This window comes from Okeania hirsuta (assembly GCF_003838195.1).
GTDB lineage: Bacteria > Cyanobacteriota > Cyanobacteriia > Cyanobacteriales > Microcoleaceae > Okeania > Okeania hirsuta.
On the sequence record NZ_RCBY01000060.1, the window covers coordinates 1 to 19,419 of the forward strand.

Annotated in this window: 12 protein-coding genes and 2 pseudogenes; 8 read left to right on the forward strand and 6 right to left on the reverse strand. The window is 36.6% G+C overall.

Annotated elements, in window-relative coordinates; translation table 11 throughout:
* Nucleotides 1–877, forward strand: an 877-nt coding sequence (locus D5R40_RS12385; RefSeq protein WP_134239612.1) for an RNA-guided endonuclease InsQ/TnpB family protein, incomplete at its 5' end; no start/stop codon positions are given.
* Nucleotides 878–1,529: 652 nt separating this feature from the next.
* On the opposite strand, the gene sbcD is transcribed toward D5R40_RS12385, so the two are convergent.
* Nucleotides 1,530–2,801, reverse strand: a complete 1,272-nt coding sequence (gene sbcD / locus D5R40_RS12390) for an exonuclease subunit SbcD (protein ID WP_124154711.1) — start codon at nucleotides 2,799–2,801, stop codon at nucleotides 1,530–1,532.
* Between the two features lie 1,047 nt (nucleotides 2,802–3,848).
* On the opposite strand from sbcD, the gene D5R40_RS12395 reads away from it, so the two are divergent.
* The gene (locus D5R40_RS12395) at nucleotides 3,849–5,594 is read left to right on the forward strand and encodes a Na/Pi cotransporter family protein (protein WP_124146375.1); all 1,746 of its coding nucleotides are present in this window, start codon (nucleotides 3,849–3,851) and stop codon (nucleotides 5,592–5,594) included.
* Nucleotides 5,595–6,561: 967 nt separating this feature from the next.
* Here D5R40_RS12395 and D5R40_RS12400 read toward each other — a convergent pair.
* Together D5R40_RS12400 and D5R40_RS43660 are read right to left on the reverse strand one after the other, a co-directional pair.
* A complete protein-coding gene (locus D5R40_RS12400; RefSeq protein ID WP_124146374.1) occupies nucleotides 6,562–8,190 on the reverse strand; it encodes a peptide chain release factor 3 in 1,629 nt (542 codons plus the stop codon).
* Between the two features lie 596 nt (nucleotides 8,191–8,786).
* Nucleotides 8,787–8,915: a hypothetical protein gene (locus D5R40_RS43660; protein WP_275670419.1), complete on the reverse strand. Its 129-nt coding sequence runs from the start codon at nucleotides 8,913–8,915 to the stop codon at nucleotides 8,787–8,789.
* A 419-nt stretch (nucleotides 8,916–9,334) separates the two neighbouring features.
* Between D5R40_RS43660 and D5R40_RS12405 the strand changes: the two are divergent.
* From D5R40_RS12405 to D5R40_RS12415, 3 genes and pseudogenes are all read left to right on the forward strand, one after another.
* Nucleotides 9,335–10,209: pseudogene (locus tag D5R40_RS12405) on the forward strand (IS630 family transposase).
* A 205-nt stretch (nucleotides 10,210–10,414) separates the two neighbouring features.
* Nucleotides 10,415–10,648 carry a sensor histidine kinase gene (locus tag D5R40_RS12410; RefSeq protein ID WP_275670420.1) on the forward strand — a complete coding sequence of 78 codons (234 nt, stop codon included), beginning with the start codon at nucleotides 10,415–10,417 and terminating at the stop codon, nucleotides 10,646–10,648.
* A gap of 198 nt (nucleotides 10,649–10,846) precedes the next feature.
* Nucleotides 10,847–11,179, forward strand: a complete 333-nt coding sequence (locus D5R40_RS12415; RefSeq protein ID WP_124146372.1) for a DUF4870 domain-containing protein — start codon at nucleotides 10,847–10,849, stop codon at nucleotides 11,177–11,179.
* Nucleotides 11,180–11,936: 757 nt separating this feature from the next.
* On the opposite strand, the gene D5R40_RS43505 is transcribed toward D5R40_RS12415, so the two are convergent.
* A complete protein-coding gene (locus D5R40_RS43505; protein WP_240039102.1) occupies nucleotides 11,937–12,161 on the reverse strand; it encodes a hypothetical protein in 225 nt (74 codons plus the stop codon).
* A gap of 799 nt (nucleotides 12,162–12,960) precedes the next feature.
* Between D5R40_RS43505 and D5R40_RS39505 the strand changes: the two are divergent.
* From D5R40_RS39505 to D5R40_RS12445, 3 genes and pseudogenes are all read left to right on the forward strand, one after another.
* Nucleotides 12,961–13,611, forward strand: a pseudogene (locus D5R40_RS39505) (transposase); the annotation flags it as partial.
* A 183-nt stretch (nucleotides 13,612–13,794) separates the two neighbouring features.
* A complete protein-coding gene (locus D5R40_RS12435) occupies nucleotides 13,795–14,196 on the forward strand; it encodes a transposase (RefSeq protein ID WP_124146370.1) in 402 nt (133 codons plus the stop codon).
* A gap of 134 nt (nucleotides 14,197–14,330) precedes the next feature.
* Entirely contained in the window at nucleotides 14,331–14,483 is a 153-nt protein-coding gene (locus tag D5R40_RS12445; protein WP_161564645.1) for a transposase, read from the forward strand.
* Between the two features lie 118 nt (nucleotides 14,484–14,601).
* Here D5R40_RS12445 and D5R40_RS12450 read toward each other — a convergent pair whose 3' ends face one another.
* Entirely contained in the window at nucleotides 14,602–15,069 is a 468-nt protein-coding gene (locus D5R40_RS12450; RefSeq protein ID WP_124146367.1) for a Crp/Fnr family transcriptional regulator, read from the reverse strand.
* A gap of 1,229 nt (nucleotides 15,070–16,298) precedes the next feature.
* On the reverse strand, nucleotides 16,299–19,331 hold the full coding sequence (locus tag D5R40_RS12455) for a HEAT repeat domain-containing protein (RefSeq protein ID WP_124154712.1): 3,033 nt from the start codon (nucleotides 19,329–19,331) through the stop codon (nucleotides 16,299–16,301).
* Nucleotides 19,332–19,419: the final 88 nt, after the last annotated feature.

A 19,419-nucleotide genomic window follows, 5' to 3' on the forward strand; every position in this document is an offset into this window, starting at 1 on the left:
TGAGTGGTATGTTTCATTTAGTATCAAGACCTCGGAACCATTACCGTTGTTTGGCAGTAAATCTCCCTTAGATTATGAGTCAATGGTGGCTTTTGACCTTGGTACTCAAACAGCTTTGACTTGTTATGATGGCTATGGTTTTGACGAAATTAGTAATCCTAGATTTGACAGGGAGTTTGCCCCAAAAATTCAGCAAGCTTCACGTCAACTCAAAAGAAAGCAAGGACCAATTAAAGGTAAGCAAAAAGCATCAAGTAGATGGAAAAAAGCGAAGAGAAAAATCTCTAAGCTCAAGGCCAAACAATCAGCCGTAAGACAAGATTGGCAGCATAAAGTAACTACAGATATTGCTAGTTGTTATGACATCGTAGTTACTGAAAAATTAAATGTTAAAGGCATGACCCGAAAAGCCAAGACAGGTAAACGCTCAAAGCAAAAAGCAGGTCTCAACCGTTCTCTGCTTGATGTTGGCTTTGGAACATTAAATCAGATGGTGTTGTATAAAATTTTAGGTAAAGGTGGTTTGCATATAACCATTGACACCAGGAGAGTCAAGCCTTCTCAGAGATGCCCTAGCTGTGGAACAGTTCATAAAGAATGGGCACAGTTGAGTAATCGTTACCATGTTTGTGATGATTGTGGTTTTGAGGTGCCAAGAGACCAAGGCTCGGTCATGGTGATGTGGAATGTTGCTGCAGATCGGCAACCGGGGTTAGGAACTGGCCTCGTTAATCGTCGATGCTCAAGCTCTACTGATTCGACCCGTAAACATACAGGCTCGATGAGGCAACTGGGGCAAATGAAGCGCTCAAAATCTCAAAGTGCGGACTTTGTTGACGGGGACTTAGAAACCCCGTCCGTCTACACGGCGGGGTAGTTCATAGCTGAAACACTCAAAGAAACAGTAGCAGAAAATCCTGTACAACTATCACTTTTTGATATCGTCGCGGGCGGGCAGCCCTAGACGTTAAACAAGACGAGGAGCCGACGTAATTCTAACCGTAAAAAGGTAGTTGATGGCAATGAGTCGTCTACCGACCCTGAGTCAATTCAACTTCGGTTGTCCTGATGGATGGGAATCCCGCGCTCTCCCGTAGGGGAGCGTCGGGAGGATGTCAAATGATTCAAATTTGATTGGTGGTAGCAAGGCTAGGACGCATTCATCTCGACACCAAGTCAACTATGGTGCGGGACTTCTGCTAGACAAAGTTAAAAAAACTTTTCGGGTTATTTTTACCGAATAATTAAGGTAAAATGCCTCTCCTTTAAAGGAGAAACAAGCGGTCGAGGGATGGATGGGTTTCCTAACCATATCCAATCGACCAAGAGAGAAAAAATTTTCCTTTTATTCAATCCTCTTCCTTTTAGGGAGAAGTAATTATCAATTATCCATTATGAATTATCAATTATTGAAACGAGTCCTATTAGTAAAGGTGAGGAAAAAGGGAGAATAGAAAGAGCAATTATTAGGCATCTCCAAAACCCAAAATAAAATCAATTATTATCCATAAATTATCAATTATTTCTCCCTATTTGCTAAATAAACTTAACTGACTATCAGAATTTTCTGCCGACGAATCTACTCCATCTGATAGTAATTTAGCAGCAGCTTCTAACATTTCTTCCTGAATATCTTGAATATCTTCCCTACTTTCTAAATAAGTTTTTAATGCTTTTAACGGATCGATACTATTGCCTTTTGCCAATTCTGGTAAACGGGGTCTTGCTAACTGACTGACTAATTCTGGTTGAATAGTATAAGTATGTGCCTCACTTAAAGCTTGATGTAATACTCCATTTTCAATCAAATCTAACTGCTCGGAACGTAACTGATAAATCAACCGCACTACAGCATCTTTTATCTGAGTTTTACTAATAGATTTTAACAATTCAGCTTGTGGATTTTCTGCTTCGGAAACATTAACTTTAATAGTATAAAAATTTCGCACAGGCAAAGAACAAAATTCCCATTTAACTGCACCTTTCTCTAGTTCAAGCAAAACAAAACCTTTTTCTTCTTTCTCCTCACTAAAATCTACTCTTTCAATACTTCCCGGATAAATAATTGGCGGGTTATTAGACTTATTCAAATTTTGATGTTTATGAACATGACCTAAAGCTACATAATCAAAACAATCACGATTTAACAAAGAAACAGGAATATTAAAACCCTTACCCACAGCCAAAAAACGTTCCGCACCTAAACTCGCCCTATCTGCCATTAAATGAGCTAAAAGTACCGTCGGAATTTCTGGATTTAATTGGCGAATTTCTGCTTCTAATACCAACTTCAATTTTTCAATTAATAACTCATTAACTTTACCCATAGATAAACTTTCAGTCTCAGATTTTGTCATTAAACTAGAAGCAGTTAACCAAGGCAAAGTAATAATCTGAATAGCACCACTTTTAGTTTGAATATTGTGAGTTTCTAAGCGATCGCCTACCACAACTCCAGGCACTCCTAATGTACTATAAATACCTAAACTTGCCCCTCCTTGACCCTGGGAATGTTGGTCGTGATTTCCTACTAATAATACTGTGGGAATTTCAGCATCTACTAAACGGCGTAATTCACGAGAAAAAGCTTGTTTTATGTATGGCGCGGGAGTAGCATCTGGAAAAGCATCTCCACCAAAAATAACTAAATCAACTGGTTCAGAAATTGCTCTATCTATACAAAGTTTTAGACTAGAAATAAAGTCTTCGAGGCGAGTGTTTAAACCTGTTTCTGGGTTGATACGACCGTGGGAAAAACCACTACCAATATGAATGTCGGAAAGATGGATAATTTTAATCATTTTGTTTTATTTAGGGAGTAGGAAGTAGGGAGTAGGGAGTAGTAATTCGGGAAATAGGAAAGGCAAAACACGGATTTTTGACACGGATTCACGGATGATTAGATGGAACATTATTTATAGAACTTCTAAAGGTGTTGTTTTTCTTGATATTCTTTTCTACAATATTTTTGATTGCACTTAAAACTATACTATTGGGACTTAAACATTTTTTGGTAGGAAAAATTCGTCAAAGTCAGTCTAGACAAGGGAATTACGTCAAAGCCTTAAAAATGGCTAGAACCCTTGATAATTCAGGATTTTTGCCTTTTTGACGTGAAAGCCCCTGCCTATCTATATTTGAGCCTATTTTCTGCCTTTATTTTGTGTAAGTCCCACTATTTGTATCGTTGAATAAAAAATCATATTTATGGACGAACGACTGCATTTAAGCTTTAGAATATCACAATTTTTGTAAAAATGGTAGTGAAAATCTTTTGACCCGCTGATTTTTTAGGAGCTTTTGAGAATGAAGATAATGAAGATGCTGATGGTTTTCTAGCAAGTATCAATGGAGGTAAAGCTTTTTACCTTTAGAAGCTTCACAAGATTAAAAGATTTTTGGTATTGTTCCTGAAACAACTTTGTGTGTGAATGTATAAACAAACTTAGTTGAATAAAAAGTCATGCGTGTAGGCGAACAACTCCATCTAAGCTTTAGAATATCACAATTTTTGTAAAAGTCGCTACTGGCACAATCAAATAAGTAATCAACAACAATATGAATAGTTAATGCATTGATTAAATTTTGTTTGGCTTCAGAATTTGGTAGTGATCAAATTAACTTTTTAGCCTTGTTCAATTCTTTTTGATATTCAGGATAGTTGTTGAAGGTCGAAGCATTTTCTGTGTAATATAATAGTTTGGCAGCTAGATTTTCTGATGTCTCTTTTTGAACCAGTATATGAGGTATTATAGATACAGTAAAGGCACTGGGAATAATGGAATTATTTAGTATGAGAATAGTTCAGAAATTAACAATCACCATACACTGAATAACTATGACAAAGAATGACACCAACCAACTCAATTAGTCTTTTAGAATTCGGACAAATTACCGTGGGTCTCTGTGGAGGACTCGCATTCTTCTTATTTGGACTTGAACAAATGACCGAGTCCTTAAAGCAAGTGGCGGGCAAATCTATGAAGCGAATGCTCGCGAAACTGACCTCGAATCGTTGGAATGGTTTAGTGGTTGGAGCATTTATCACAGCAGTGCTTCAATCCTCCTCAGTGACGACGGTTTTGGTGGTGGGTTTTATTTCTGCCGGATTAATGACCATGCCTCAATCAATTGGGGTAATTATGGGGGCCAATATTGGCTCGACCATTACTGCTCAGATTATTGCCTTTAAAATTACTCGCTCGGCTCTATTGCTTTTTGCCATTGGCTTTGTCTTGCAACTAATTTCCCAGCGAAGATACTCTCGCCAGTATGGTTTGCTGTTGATGGGATTGGGTCTGATGTTTTATGGCATGGAGTTAATGAAGATTGCCACCAGTCCCCTACAAACCTATCCACCTTTTATTAGCTTGATGCAGCAGGTAGAAAATCCTTTACTGGGGATTACCATTGCCACGGTGTTTACTGCTTTAGTACAAAGTTCTGCTGTTACCACAGGCTTGGTGATTGTTTTGGCAAGTCAAGGCTTATTGAATCTCGAAGCTGGAATTGCCCTGGTGTTTGGTGCAAATATTGGTACTTGCATTACGGCAATGTTGGCGACGATCGGCAAACCTTCAGAAGCGGTTCAGGCAGCGATCGCTCATGTTTTATTTAATATCTTGGGTGTTCTGCTTTGGGTTGGGTTGATTAATCAGTTAGCGGATACAGTACGTTGGCTGACACCTGTTTCATCTTCCCTCGAAGGTATGTCCAAGCTAGCAATGGAAACCCCACGCCAAATTGCTAATGCTCATACTTTATTTAATGTGGCCAATGCTTTCATTTTTATTGGGTTTGCTCCCCTGTTGGCCAAGTTGGTGCAACAGTTGGTGCCCGCTAAATATCCGGCAGTTTGGCCAAGGCAACCCAAATTTCTCGATCAGATGTTGCTGACTACTCCCACCTTGGCCTTAGATCGGGTTCGTTTAGAGTTAGGGCAAGTAGGAGACATTGCTCTGAAGATGGTGCGCGGTTGTCTGCCAGTGGTGGAGGGTGGGACCAGTGATGAGGTGGCAGCACTACGAGCAATGGATGATGAGGTCGATCGACTTTATGGGGCGATTGTAACTTACCTCAGTCAGTTGAGTTTGGAAACCTTAGTGACCCAACAATCTGAACTTTTGTCTATGTACCTAAAGATTGCCAACTATATTGAAAATATCGGGGATACTATTGAGACTAATGTAGTGGAAATTGGCAACGATCGGCTACACCATGAGCTTCAGTTTAGTGATACTACCCAAAAGGTTTTAAAGTCTCTGCATGAAGAGGTTTGTTTTGCTGTAGACCAGGCGCTCAAATCAGTAGTTTCCTCTGATCCGCAGTTAGCTGCCCAGGTGGTGGCAATGAAACCCCAAATTAACGAGTTGGCTAGCCAAGCACATACTCATCTAGCTATGCGTTTAACTGCTGACCAACCGAATCGGTTGGTTGCGTTTGGCCTTGAATCAGATTTTATTGAGTATTTGAAACGAGTATATTATTTTGCCAAACGGATTGCCAAACTTATGAGAGAAATTGATCTGGAAATGCAGGGAGATACAATCAAAAATGTGATTGATAATTCTACCAAAGAGGGGTTAAATTTTTAATATTTCACTTCCTGAAAATTACTCTATCCTCACCAAACAAAATCATACTTTCCCCGACCCTGACCTCAGAATCTAAACCACTACCCGAAATCTCAACCTCCGGAGCAATACCATTTTGCACAATCATCACTTAATTTTTGTCTAGAAAATTCTGCAATTCCTACAGTTAGTAAACATATAGTTGATAGAATAATAATTTTTTTTCGTTTCATTGTTAATTATTGGCAATATTTGAGTAAATCTATAACCCGTTTAAATCATTTGTAAAATAACTTTCCTTGCATCAAAGGCGTTGCAGCTCTATTGATTTTGAAGAAGCTATATTATCTTAATTTAGCAATCTTGCTGTTGTAATAACCGTTAACGAAGTCAGAAGTCAGAAGTCAGAAGTTAACCCACCCCTAACCCCTCCCAGGAGGGGAGGGGAAGTAGGGGATTTGAGCAACTCTCCAAAAATATTTCGCCTTAAAAGGCGGGGTTGCACGACCCATATTATTTTGATAAAAAAAAGATTTTTACAGTCTATTATAGGGAGTTAGACCGTACAGCTATAGGTTTGGTAAAATCACATAAACTAACTCTATTAGTTTGACCTCAGACTCACCATCGAGTGCTTCAGGGAATGAAATGACTATTGCGGTATTCACAACAGAGAGCAGAAATTAGTTTGACCTCAGATTTACCATGAGTGCTTCAGGGGATGAATCAACTATTGTGATATTCAATTCCTTATTTCTGATTACTTTTTCCCTCCTTCATTGAATTATTTCAACAAAATTGAAAATAGGTAGCTATCTATCAAAAATCAAGTTGAAAATTCCCTTTGAAATTTAAGCTTTTCTGACTTCTGACTTGTGGCTTCTAACTTCTGACTGAAAATTGAAAATAGATAGCTATCTATCAAAAATCAAGTTGAAAATTCCCTTTGAAATTTAAGCTCTTCTGACTTCTGACTTCCTCCTTCTACTCACAAAGACTCAGGTTCCTGACCAGAAACAACTGGCGCAGTAGTATTCAAATTTAACTCTGGATGCTCAGATTCTACCTGTTGACAATTCCACTCATTTTTGAACAACAAAACAGGTCGTCCCCAGCTATCTTTTACCGCCACAGTGTTAAATAACCTACCAACTTTTTTGAGTACATCCCAACCAGAATTAACCCAACGTGCCACAGTAAAAGGCAACATTTCCAAATTAGTTTCAACTCCATATTCATTTTGCATTCGGAACTGAACAACCTCTAATTGAAGTTGCCCAACAGCAGCCAAAATAGGGTCTCTTTTTGCCTCATCTGCAGAGTACATAATTTGTACAGCACCTTCCTCTCGTAACTCATTAACTCCTTTCCGAAATTGCTTAAACTTAGAAGGATTAGGATTTCTTAAATAAGCAAATATTTCTGGTGAAAAACAAGGGATACCTTCATACTCTAATTTTTTGCCATTATAAATAGTATCTCCAATAGCAAATACCCCTGGATTATTTAAACCAATTATATCTCCTGGATAAGCAATTTCAATAGAGTCTCTATCTTGAGCAAATAACTTTTGCGGGCGAGACAATCGAACTGTTTTACCTGTTCTAGCATGACTAACAGTCATATCTTTTTCAAATCTTCCCGTGCAAACCCGAATAAAAGCCACCCTATCTCGGTGTTTATGGTCCATATTAGCCTGCAATTTAAACACAAATCCAGTGAAATTTGGATAAGTAGGAGAAACTTCACCTACCGTACTTTTATGAATACCCGGTTTTAGAGCATATTCCAAAAAAGCATCTAAGAATAATTGCACCCCAAAATTAGTCATAGCACTGCCAAAAAATACAGGAGTCATTTCACCTTTATGTATCTCTTCTAAATCTAAATCTGAACCTAATTCTTCCAGCAATTCTATATCTTCTTTAAGTTGATAATAAAGGTCTTGCTCCAGTAATTCTTCGATGCGAGGATCGCCCAAATTTACTACCGTATTTCTTGCAGCTTTACTACCATGAACGCTACGCTCAAACAAATGAATTTGTTCCTTTCTCCTATCAAAAACTCCCTTGAAGCGATCGCCCATACCTATAGGCCAATTTACAGGATATGTTTTTAAACCTAATTCCTTTTCTATTTCATCCAAGAGTTCTAAAGGTTCTCGCCCTGGTCTATCCATCTTATTAAAAAATGTAAAAATGGGAAGCTTTCGCATTTTACATACTTCAAATAATTTACGAGTTTGAGGTTCTAAACCTTTAGCAGAATCTTCTAACATTACAGCGTTGTCTGCTGCAGCTAAAGTTCTATATGTATCTTCGCTGAAATCTTGGTGACCGGGAGTATCTAACAGATTAATTTGACAGTTTTGATATTCAAATTGTAAAACTGTTGAGGTAATAGAAATACCCCGTTGTTGTTCCATTTCCATCCAGTCAGAGGTAGCATGACGCTGCGCTCTTTTAGCCTTTACTGCACCAGCTTCGTGAATAGCACCTCCATACAACAAAAGTTTTTCTGTAAGAGTAGTTTTACCCGCATCAGGATGGGAAATAATCGCAAAGTTACGCCGTTTATCCACGGCTGTTTGCAATTCTGTTTCAATTTCAATGGACATTATTTAGTTTAACTCCTAAAATAGGCAACAATTAATCATATTATATATTTATCTATACTATAGCAATCAGAAATCATTTGTAAAAAATATACAGGATATATCAAAACTCTGAAACTTTTACTTCTATTCCTTGTTGCCTGTGCCCTAAATTAAAAGATCTTTTTCACAACTGAAATAGGATTGCTATATAATATTTTATCTATTTATAATTATCATATAATCCGCACTAAAACTACTATATATATCACTTTAAAATCAAAAACAAATAAATAGAATAAAGCTAATATTAAACAAGTTAAAACTCAATAATTAAATAATTTATGAAGAGAGGCAAGTTATATGGAATTCTTATCAAATATTTGGAGTACATGAAACTATATTCCTCACGGACATTATTATCTTTGGCAATCAGGATTAGTATGACTATCAGATTTATTCATTATCTTAGCTTACTTTTCAATCCCTATTTCTTTAATTTATTTCATTCAGAAGTGACAGAATGTGCCTTATCCAAAAATATTTGTTTTGTTTAGTGCATTTATTGTTCCCTATGGAATGACCTACTGAATGGCAATTTGGACTCTCTGACATCTCACCTATTGGCTATCGGGTATATTTAAAGCAATAACTGCGGGAATATCAGTATTCACAGCAGGAACTTTAATACCATTAATATCCAAGTTATTAGAACTTTCTAGCCCTAAAAAACTAAAGGCAATTAACAATAAGTTCAGGACTTATGCAAAGACACTACATATAGCGCATGGTAAACAGAACGATTGCTGACGCAAAGCTCCGCTAACGCTTAAAAATCAAGCGCGATCGCCTCAAGACAATTAACATAGTTAAAACAAAGGTAAAAAACACCTATCAAATAAAAATAGCCCTGAATTTTATTGTAGGCTGCTTCAGCTCTTCGAGCAAATAATCAGCAGAGCAATTCATGTTTGATTTTATAAATAGTTTTTCCTATTTTTACTGCTAATCTTTTAAAAAAATTCCAGACTAACATCCTACAAGCAATATGATTTATTTGAAGAAAGTCTCAGACGACATTGACAGGAGGATAGATATAGTCGTTTAACTTAAGGATGAGAAAAAAATCGGGTAAAATACTCAAATAGAATTGAGGATAGTTTAAAGAATGAGTGATAGTTTAGACTTAAGACAAAAAGTGATAGATTACGTAGAAAGCGGTGGTAAAATCACCAAAGCAGCGAAACTCTTTGGAATCGGAAGAGCATCCATATTATAGATGATTAGATCGGGAAGAGCTTGAAGCCGCAAAAGTAAGGAATCGTCACAGAAAACTAGATAGAAAAGAATTAGAAAAAGATATAAAAGAAAATCCACAAGCAAAACTTAAACTCATAGCAGAAAAATTTGGAGTCAGTACAACAGCAATTTGGGGTGCCCTGAAAAAAATTAAAATAACTAGAAAAAAAAAGAACTGCGTGATAGACAAAGCAATAGAAAAGAAAGAATAAAATATGATAGCTCCTGGAGAGAATTAATCAAAATATATGGAAGTCAAAGTAAGGGTATATATTGATGAATCAGGATTTGAGGAGGAAAGCAGTTGTATTGATGCTTGGTCAAAAACAGGTAAGAAAATTGATGGAGACAGACAAGGAAAGGGAGGAAAAAGAGAACACCTAGTAGGGGGGAGAAGAAAAAGAAATGCATGACTTAATAGCCCCAATGATATTCACAGGAAGTAAAAATGCAGAAGGCTTTGAAGGCTGGGTATCAAAATATTTATGAGCCTCATGAGAAATTCCTTGAGTATTAATTATGGATCATCCTCCAATCCATGGCCAAAATCTAATTAGAGAAATAGTAGAAGAAACAGAACATCAAGTAATATTCCTCCCCAAATATTCTGCTGATTTAAATAACATTGAACATGATTTTAGTGCATTAAAGAGAGCCAGAATGTATGGCGATTCACATAAATCTTTAGATGAAATTAAATTTACCGTAAGTATTCAGCTATTAGCAGTCAACTCTCAGCAATAAGACACTCCTTTTCAGGACGGAGTTTAAATGAATATAGACTTTAAGGTCTTTTGTAGTAAGATTTAATTCTGGCTCAATTAATACAGCTTTGAACGCTTACTAAAAACAATAGCTGATAGCTAATAGCTGACGGCTGAATGCTTACAATTTACCAGCTATTAAAATTAGTGCAAAAGCTATATATTCTCAATAAGTAGCAATTATTATTTCGGATAATGGTATAGGTATGACAGAAATAGTTTTTCAGAAAATATTTGACCCATTTTTTACTACGAAACCTATAGGCAGTGGTACTGGTCTAGGATTATCCGTATGTCAACAAGTTATTATTGAAAAACATCAAGACAAACTAAATTGTACTTCTACACCAAAACAAGGAACAGAATTTTTAATTGAAATTCCTATCCGCCAGAAAACAAAACAAACAACAGAGCTATAATTAGACTTAAGTCAATTTAATAACCACTAAATTACTGGTCTCTGCCTATTATTTTTTGGTTTGAAAAAACAAATATAGGAATATACAGGTAGGTTAGGACATAGACTGATAATGATCCTAATAAGGGGAAATATTTTTCCCACTGTTCCCTGTTCTCTGTTCCCTGCTATATCTAATTTGAATCAGGAGAAATATTTAATGGATGCTGACAAAAGAAAAATTCTATCAGCTTTATGTCATGGAGCAATTTTCTTGAGTACAACTATTGTATCTGTAGGGATACCAATAGCTATTTTACTCTTAACTAATGATTCGGTTGTAAAAAGTAATGCTAAAGAATCTTTGAATTTTCATATTAACATTTATATTTACGCTATTATATTCGGTATATTGATCTGGTTGCTTATTGGTATTCCTTTATTAGTTTTGTTAGCAATTATTAGTTTTGTCATGCCAATTATTGCCATTCTCAATGTGATAAATAATCCTAATAAACCTTATTGTTATCCATTTATTTTTCGTCTATTCTAGTCATAATTTTCGACATTCCCAGCCTAGCTTGTGTAATAGAAAAAATAGTATGATAAAAAGGAGAATAATTAAGTATTTATATTAGGTATATCCTAAAAATTGGGAATAAATGATTACGGCGTTGCTGAATCAAGGTATGATATTATGTCTGGTAGCATTGGAGCGTATATAGAACCCCTGAGTGGTATCTATGCGATCGTCAACCTCTTCAGCATCAGTCGAATAAAGCACAAATTAATCTTAGCTGTAGCATTGTTAAGAGTCCTTTTCCTGCGGAATGCTGCGCAAACAAAGTTTTTGGTCAAGCTTTTACATCTTTCCATCCATGAGTTGGTTCTTTCTATGACCCCGGAATGCTTTAACTGGCACAAATCCTTTTTTTCCAAGATTCTCTTTCTCTAACTTTGATGGCTTTGGTGATAGCTTAAGCCGAATCTTGGTCATACATAATTGCCGGATAAATTTTCTTTAACTCCTCTATTATCTTTTCGGGGTGGTATCCATTATCAAGTAATATAGTAGTTTTAGGAATGTTGACTGGTTTGGATTTAAACTAGTCGATGTTGTCTGATCACATTTCTATTCATCCCACATCATCAGAAACTGACGATGCATGTACAATGGGTAAAAAAGGGAAAGTCCAGACTATCAACCGCTAAATGGCTCTTATTTCCGTTAGTGCCCTTGTCAAAACAGAATCCTTTGAACTCTACACTAGCATTGCAAGTATTTTTCACCGCTTGTGAATCAATGATGATTAAAGTTGTCCATTTGGCTTTTTTTTTACTTGTTGACGTACTTGAGGCTGTAAAACATCTCTAATCTTCTCAATTACTCCTTGAGAGCGCCACTGAATGTAGCTGCCAAAAAACTGTGGAATAAAGAGGTAAATCTTTGAGTAAATCAGACCAATTACAACCATTTTTAAGTTGATAGAATACACCATCCAATATTTGTCTTTTGCTCCCCGATCATGGGACAAGTTTTCTTTTTTTTTTTGGCAACAATGGTTCAATCAGAACCCATTCTTGATCTGTGAAACTACTTGAAGGCTGGCATTTACTCAGCTGTTGGTTATGATAATTGGCCATCGCTACTCATGATCACCAATTCCTAAAAAGATACCACTCAGGGGTTCTACAGAATTAAGTTTCAATTGAAAGAAACCCTTAAGCATAGCTGCCCTCTGCCTTCCTTTAACCAAAGTATAAGTTATTCAAGCGGACATGATATTTTTGATTTAAAGGCAAATAAAATCAAATAAAAGCAAATAAAGATAAGTACTCAAAAAAAATTTTTACCTACTCCGATTCTATGTAATTCTTATAGAACCCCTGAGCGTATCTTTGGACGCGGTATGCGCTTTTGGCTTCCGTCCTCAGCCTGAGGAAGTTGTGGAAATTCAGGAACGAGAATGGGGAAAAAGCGGATGAGACCCCGCGTCGCCCAATAGCAAACCTGGTAGCTTCCCTTGCAGGTAGAAAAATACTCTCATCTCCCCATCTCCCCATCTCCTTCTCTATTTTTAATATAGATCTCAAATGGGTTCTATCACCATAAATTAAGTTTTGCAAAATTTGTAATTAATTTTGCGTACTTTTTACCCTAAATCTCTGTTACCAGCTCCGATTTTTACTAAAACATAATCTTTGTATACTTTGAAATAAAGTGCCGAATGTTGGTTTCTAATTAACGGGACTTTAGTGAAAAAAAGGTAAAAAAAAGGTGATAATATATACCTGACAAGTATTTGACGTTAATTACTCCCTGGGGAAAGTCCGATGAAAGAAACAACTTCAGTGGCCATGCCCCCTTGTTTGCATCGATGGTGCGTTCGCGGTAGCGTTGCGTAAGCAAATCGCTTTAACAATGTATTTAAGACAAAAGCTCAAAAAATCGGGTAACCGAGAGTATATAGGAGGATGATTAGGAGAAAGCCACAGAAAAAACTTGTCTCAAATTGCCAACATGGTCTGTAGGTCACACCTACCACAAATTACGGCATTTTTTAGTTCGAGCAAATTGGTCCGTAGATGCTGTGAATCAGCTTTGTCTTCAAGTGATGTGGGAATGTCGTCAAACAAAACCTTCTGGTTTATTTGCTTTAATTATAGACGATTCAGGCCACAGAAAAAGCGCACCGCCTGCACCGAGGTTTCCTCGGCGTAAAGACGGAGCAAGAAGTGGTAATTTAACTGCAGGAGTAGGGTGACAATATATTAGGAGAAATAGGAAAAACAGATAATGGTGTAGTCGTAGTTACAACTAATCTTGATGATCGAGTTAAAAGTCTGCCTTGAGATATAGCTTTGTATCAGAAAGCTGATTCTTTTCCCAAAGGAAAAAAAGACCCAGAATTTGTCAAGAAACCAGACTTAACAATGTCTCTAATAGATCAATGTTTGTCTAGAGGAGACCAACCAGAAATTGTGTGAATTGATGGAGACTATGTTCAACAATTAATAATTAATTATTAATTATTACCTCTCCTTGAAAACAAGAGGATTGACTAATCATGAAAATTTTTATTTATTATCCCCTGAAAAGGGGAAGCGCATACCCACAATTTCTCAGTAAGTAGCTCTACTCTGTGTGTTGAACTTCAAAAATTCAACTTGACGCGAAAAAAAACTTTTCGCACAGCTCAAGCAGGAACCACAAAAAATCTGGAAAAAAGGCTTGATTATTGGGAAAACGTTCTAGATATCCAGGCAAAAAACCTAGTTTTTTTAGATGAAACTGCTATAAATTTAGCCATGACTAGAACCTATGGCCGTTCTGCCAAAGGAAATAAAGTTGATGATACTCGTCCCGATGAAAGAGGAACAAACTTAACATTAATTGGTGCAATTTCTTTGTCTGGTTTTTCTGGGATTATGACCATTGATAGTGGTACAATTCAAGAATTAATAATTAATAATTACCTCTCCTTGAAAACAAGAGGATTGACTAATCATGAAAAATTTTTTCTTTTTTCCCCTGAAAAGGGGAGGCGCATACCCACAATTTCTCGGTGAAAATGTTTTTCAAGTTTTTATTGAACAAGTTTTATTACCTAATTTATGGCCAGGTGCATATTTGGTAATGGACAATTTACCAGCTCATCAAGTTGAGGAAATCAGAAATATAATTGAAGAAGCTCCGAATAAAAGTGCTATATCTTTCTCCATATTCTCCTGAATTTAACCCAATTGAAAATTGTTGGTCAAAAATTAAAGAATATTTGCGAGGGGTTGCGGCTCGTACTAGAGATGATGCTCGAAATAGCATTAATGGAAGCAATTTAGCAAGTAACTTTAACTGATATGAGAAATTGGTTCACTCATTCCTGTTACCGTACCTCACCATCCTCAAAAGTGCTGTAAGTATAAGCGATGTTGGTTTTATTTAGACAAAACCAATTTACTGAATATTTTGGTGAACTAACGAAACTCGGCTACTTTAGTAGTAGCTATACTATTTTCTCTGGCATTAATTTTTTGATTTAGTTCACGAATACGACGAGACAACAGACGAATAATATTAATAGCAATATCTGGTGTTTCATCAATTGCATCATAAAGTTGCATTTGAGTTAACATCAAACATTCACAAATTTCTAAAGTAGTTACAGAAGCAGAACGAGGTTCAGCATCAAACAAAGACATTTCACCAAAACAAGCTCCTTGTTCTAACCTTGCTAACTCCCTGTCTGCCAAATGAACTCTAACTTTACCAGATACCACAATATAAAGAGACCTTCCCTCTTGCCCTTCAGTAAAAATGCTATAACTACTAGGGAAAGATAGCTCATCCATAACAGAAGCTAAACGTACTAAGAAATCATCTCTTAATTCTCTAAAAATTGGGACAGCTCTAATAAATAAAAGACGCTCTACACTTGTCAGCATAACATTTACACCCTTCCCTTTGGTGAATAAACAAATTTAATAATCACGTTTTATTGAGCAAATTTTAATGGTTAATAATGTTCAGATAACATTTGATAGATGACCTTGCATTTCTTTAGTTTACACTATCCCATAATTAAAATTAATCATATCAATAGACTTTTTGTACAAGTCACCTAAAAGGTAAACAGAAGTATTTGAAAAAAAAGGGAAAAGAGATTTAATTTTTATACTTGCTGCAAGTTATCAGAAGTATCTGGTATATATACAAAATTGGTGTTGCATATTATGGAATGATATTGCCAAAAAATAGTTTAGACTTTGACTAAAAAAAACCTAACATTAATCATTACAGGAATTGATTAATCCAAAATCCTGTTCATCAAAAATCTCAAATCATACCAAATCTACCCTAGTAAGAGGGTATAAAAAAAATGGTAGTTTTATACGATACATAGGATTGAGAGATAAGACAAGCCTTTTTTTATACCCGGATTTGGTATTATTCGTCACTGTACAACGCCACAAAATTAATTTACAGCGCTTTTCATTTAAGTAGACTACAAAATTATTTTTGCTTAGGGGATAGAGAAAATGGAGTAGCGGCGCGACCCCACGGGGTGCGACAGACGCAAGCGGTTGGAATCCGGCGAGGTCTCCTCGCCATGAGAATGTCAACCAAGAGAGGGAATGCGCACCAACAGAGGCAGTAGAAAAATGCTTTGGCCACTGTAGTCTATCTATGTGAAAACCCTTATAATACCAAATTGATAAATATTTGCTACAAATAAATAGGTTATTTCTTAGGAGTCAACCCACCCCTCGCCCCTCCCCCTCCCAGGAGGGGAAGTCAGGAGTCAGGTAGGGGAGCTGTCAGATTGGCGACTTACAGAATAAATAGCTTTGATACCATTTATTAGGTCAGAATTGATATTTTTACTTCAAGGGACATCTCCTATAAAGTCATTTAATTGCCCTGATTATTCGTAACATTCTTTTTCCAAATTGGTATAATTCATAACCGAAGTAGGCAAAATCGGCACAGAAAATGTATCTCTAGTTATTAGTAGATTATAGGCTAATTACCTCAATAACCAAATCTACTTTAGGGAGAGACTTTGATTTTTTTGAAAATTATTTTAGTCAAGTAGATTGAGTATTCTTATAGTAGATATACAAACAAATTTGCCTATCTACTTATCCAAATTACGATAACTACCCTGCTATTGTTAACCAATACCAAATTCAACAATCATTTGTTCTACTTGAGCAGCTACCAGAGGATCTGGGTCACTTCTCAAATTAGGTAATAATTCAACCAAAGCACGTTGAGATGCCATCCGTAAATAAGCTAAAGCCGCCTCCCGCACAAAACCTGTAGGATGACGCAAACAAACTAAAGTTTGCTCTGCAGTTAAACCCCAACGAGCTGCACGAGCCATCTGCAAACAACAAGCCAAAGCCCAATCAGAAAGAAAATGACGTAAATTTAACAGATGCCGTAAACGTTCGCTAGGAGCCATTAGTTTATAAACCACCATCTCAGACAAACTACTTAACTTTTCCTCATAACTGTTTTGATCCAAAATATCAATCAGCGATCGCTTACAGGAAATATCTACAGTATTATCTAAAATCTCTAAACCACGGGCTAAATTTGAACGTGAGTCAGACTTAATATTAAAAGCTGCTGCCTGAATAGCTCCCAATGGATAGAGAAACTTCATTAATAAGAAACACCGTTCTATAGCATCTAACTCCAGCAATTTTAATGCCCGAAGTAACATTTGCGTATAATCAGTACTCAGTTTTCCATTAACCTCCTCTACGATAGGAGATAAAGTAGTAGTAGAAGTCATATCCACCCTAGACAAATCTACTATACCTGCATAAACTTGCCCCATAAACATCAACTCTTGCTCAATTAAAATTTCTACACCGCTACGACCTACCCGTTCAAGTACCCCCTCAATTCCAACTTCCCCTGGCATTGTCAACAATCTTCGCAGAATATTACGGCGTGTTATACCCCAGGTAGTCATCATTCTGTTTACCAGAGCATCCAGCGCTTCAATTGTACCAATTTCACCAATAGCATTCCAAGCCTGTAATCTGACCAAATCTGACTTATGAGAATCATCTGCCAACTTTACCAACATCGGAATCCCATCATTACCTAACCTCACCAATGCTTGTAACGCAGCTTCCCGAGTAGATTTGTAAGACAAACCTCGCAATAAAGAGGGGTAGTAGCTTTCCAAACGAGTAGCAGCAATTACATCCATGCAATACTTTCGCACTCGTAACGATTCATCCTGTAATAAACTAGGGACATACAATCGTAATCCTTGCAAATAATCTGCTTCCCCCAAAGCACGAACGCCCATAACTCTTTCTTTTTCTAGTTTGGAAGTAATCATCCTGCGTAAAACATTAGTAGCTTCAGCTTTTTGCCCTCGATCGCCTCGACGCATAATTAAAGCTGCGGCAGTACCTCTTACCACTGGATCTACTGAAGGTTGTAAATAAGGTCGTATTTGATTAATCTCTGGCTCTGATTCTGTCAGCCAAATATAGCGTAAAGCCAAAGCCAATACTTCTGGTGGTATAGATGTCTGAACTAGGGAACGTAGTTGTTCGAGATAAGTTGGGTTAGGATGATTCAACATTACTTCGAGACTTTGACGTTGTAATTCAGATGACATAACCGGCAAAAGTGGAGCCAGTATTTCCCCTACATTTTTTTTATCTATTTGACTAAGTAACTCAATGCAGGAACGTTTATCTTCTTCTGCTGTACCTTTTTGCAAAGTTTCTACTACCGAGCGCTTCAATGCCCGCATATCTACATCCAAAACACCAAGTCTTCCTTTACCAGCGCTTCTTACTAGCAAGCCAATATATTGGCTTCTAATTAACCATATTACTCCCAACCATACGAAACCAGATATCAGAATTGCTATTACAAATATCAGACCCTGCTGGTCTTGAAACCCACTGTGACTAGGATTTAATATTAATCTACATAACCAGAGAATTGCTAGTATTATTAATCCACTCAAGCCTGTAGAAAATGGTTCTGCCACCCCATTTACCATTGTTTGAACATCACTGCGAATATTTTCAGGCAGAGGTTGGAATAAAACAGGTCCAGTAGTTTCAATCAATGTATAGTGTAGTAACTCATCTAAAAATCTCAGAATTACTAATCCGATAAATACTGAAAATAATCCTGTTATTGCGCCTGTAAAAGAAAATAAGCCTAAAGCTATTGCTCCTATTGGTAGTATCATCGCTGTACCAAAAACTCCGATTCTTTCTACTAGACGACTAGAGGCAAACCATTGAGTTGCTACTTGGCAGGTACTCAAAACTCCCTCAAATAAACCTAAGAAAGTTGCTATTTGACTTGCTCCATCAGTTGTTGGGTTTTGCAGTTCTAGTTGATAAAAGAATTGAAAGTCTATTAATACATAGAGAACTTCTGCTATTACAAAAAATATGATTAATGGGAGTATATAACCTTGTAGAGGTCCTTGAATGTTCCTTGTAGAAAATTCTTGTTCGTCTTCTTCCGGTATCCAACGGCTAGAGTCAGGAAAAGATTGTTGATATTTTTCTGACAAAAATAACAGTATTCCTGACCCACATACTATCATTAATCCAGATATTATTGTAACATTACTCAGTCCAACAAAGTATAGTATTAAAGGTAGAGAAAATCCACTAATTACTCCTGCTACTAAAAAACCACTACTAATTATTGGATATGTTCGCTTAATTTCTCTGATGTTAAATAACTGATTAGCTGTGATTGAGGTATTCAGATCGTTGAGCAAATAACAAGCTTCTACCCACAACCACATCATAAAGGTAGTCAGAAAAGCTAAACTCAGACCAGTTATCTGTACATTTTCGATACCAATACCAAACCGAAATAAAAACAAAGGTGCTGCCATTAGTAATAGAATAACTATTATTACTCGACGCAGAGGCATGATTTTTTGTAGCCAAGAATAGACAAAACCCAGACCTGAACCTATAACAGCACTGGCAATATATATCCATGGTAGTTTGTCAGCACCATACTGGTCTAAAAATAAACTAACTGTACTTAGTTCTAACCAAATTAATCCGACAGAAGTAAGAGTATATACCGCAAACATTAGCAAGGTTCGCTCTACTTCCTCAGAACGGAGATTGAGGGATATTAGCAGTTTATCTCCTAATCCTGTGTAATTTTTCAAACTTCTCTGTTCCATGAATTTGCTGAATTTGAACTTAAATCTATACTTAAGAAAGTATACTTCTTGCCCAATAGTTTAAATCCTCTCCTGAAAATTATCAGAA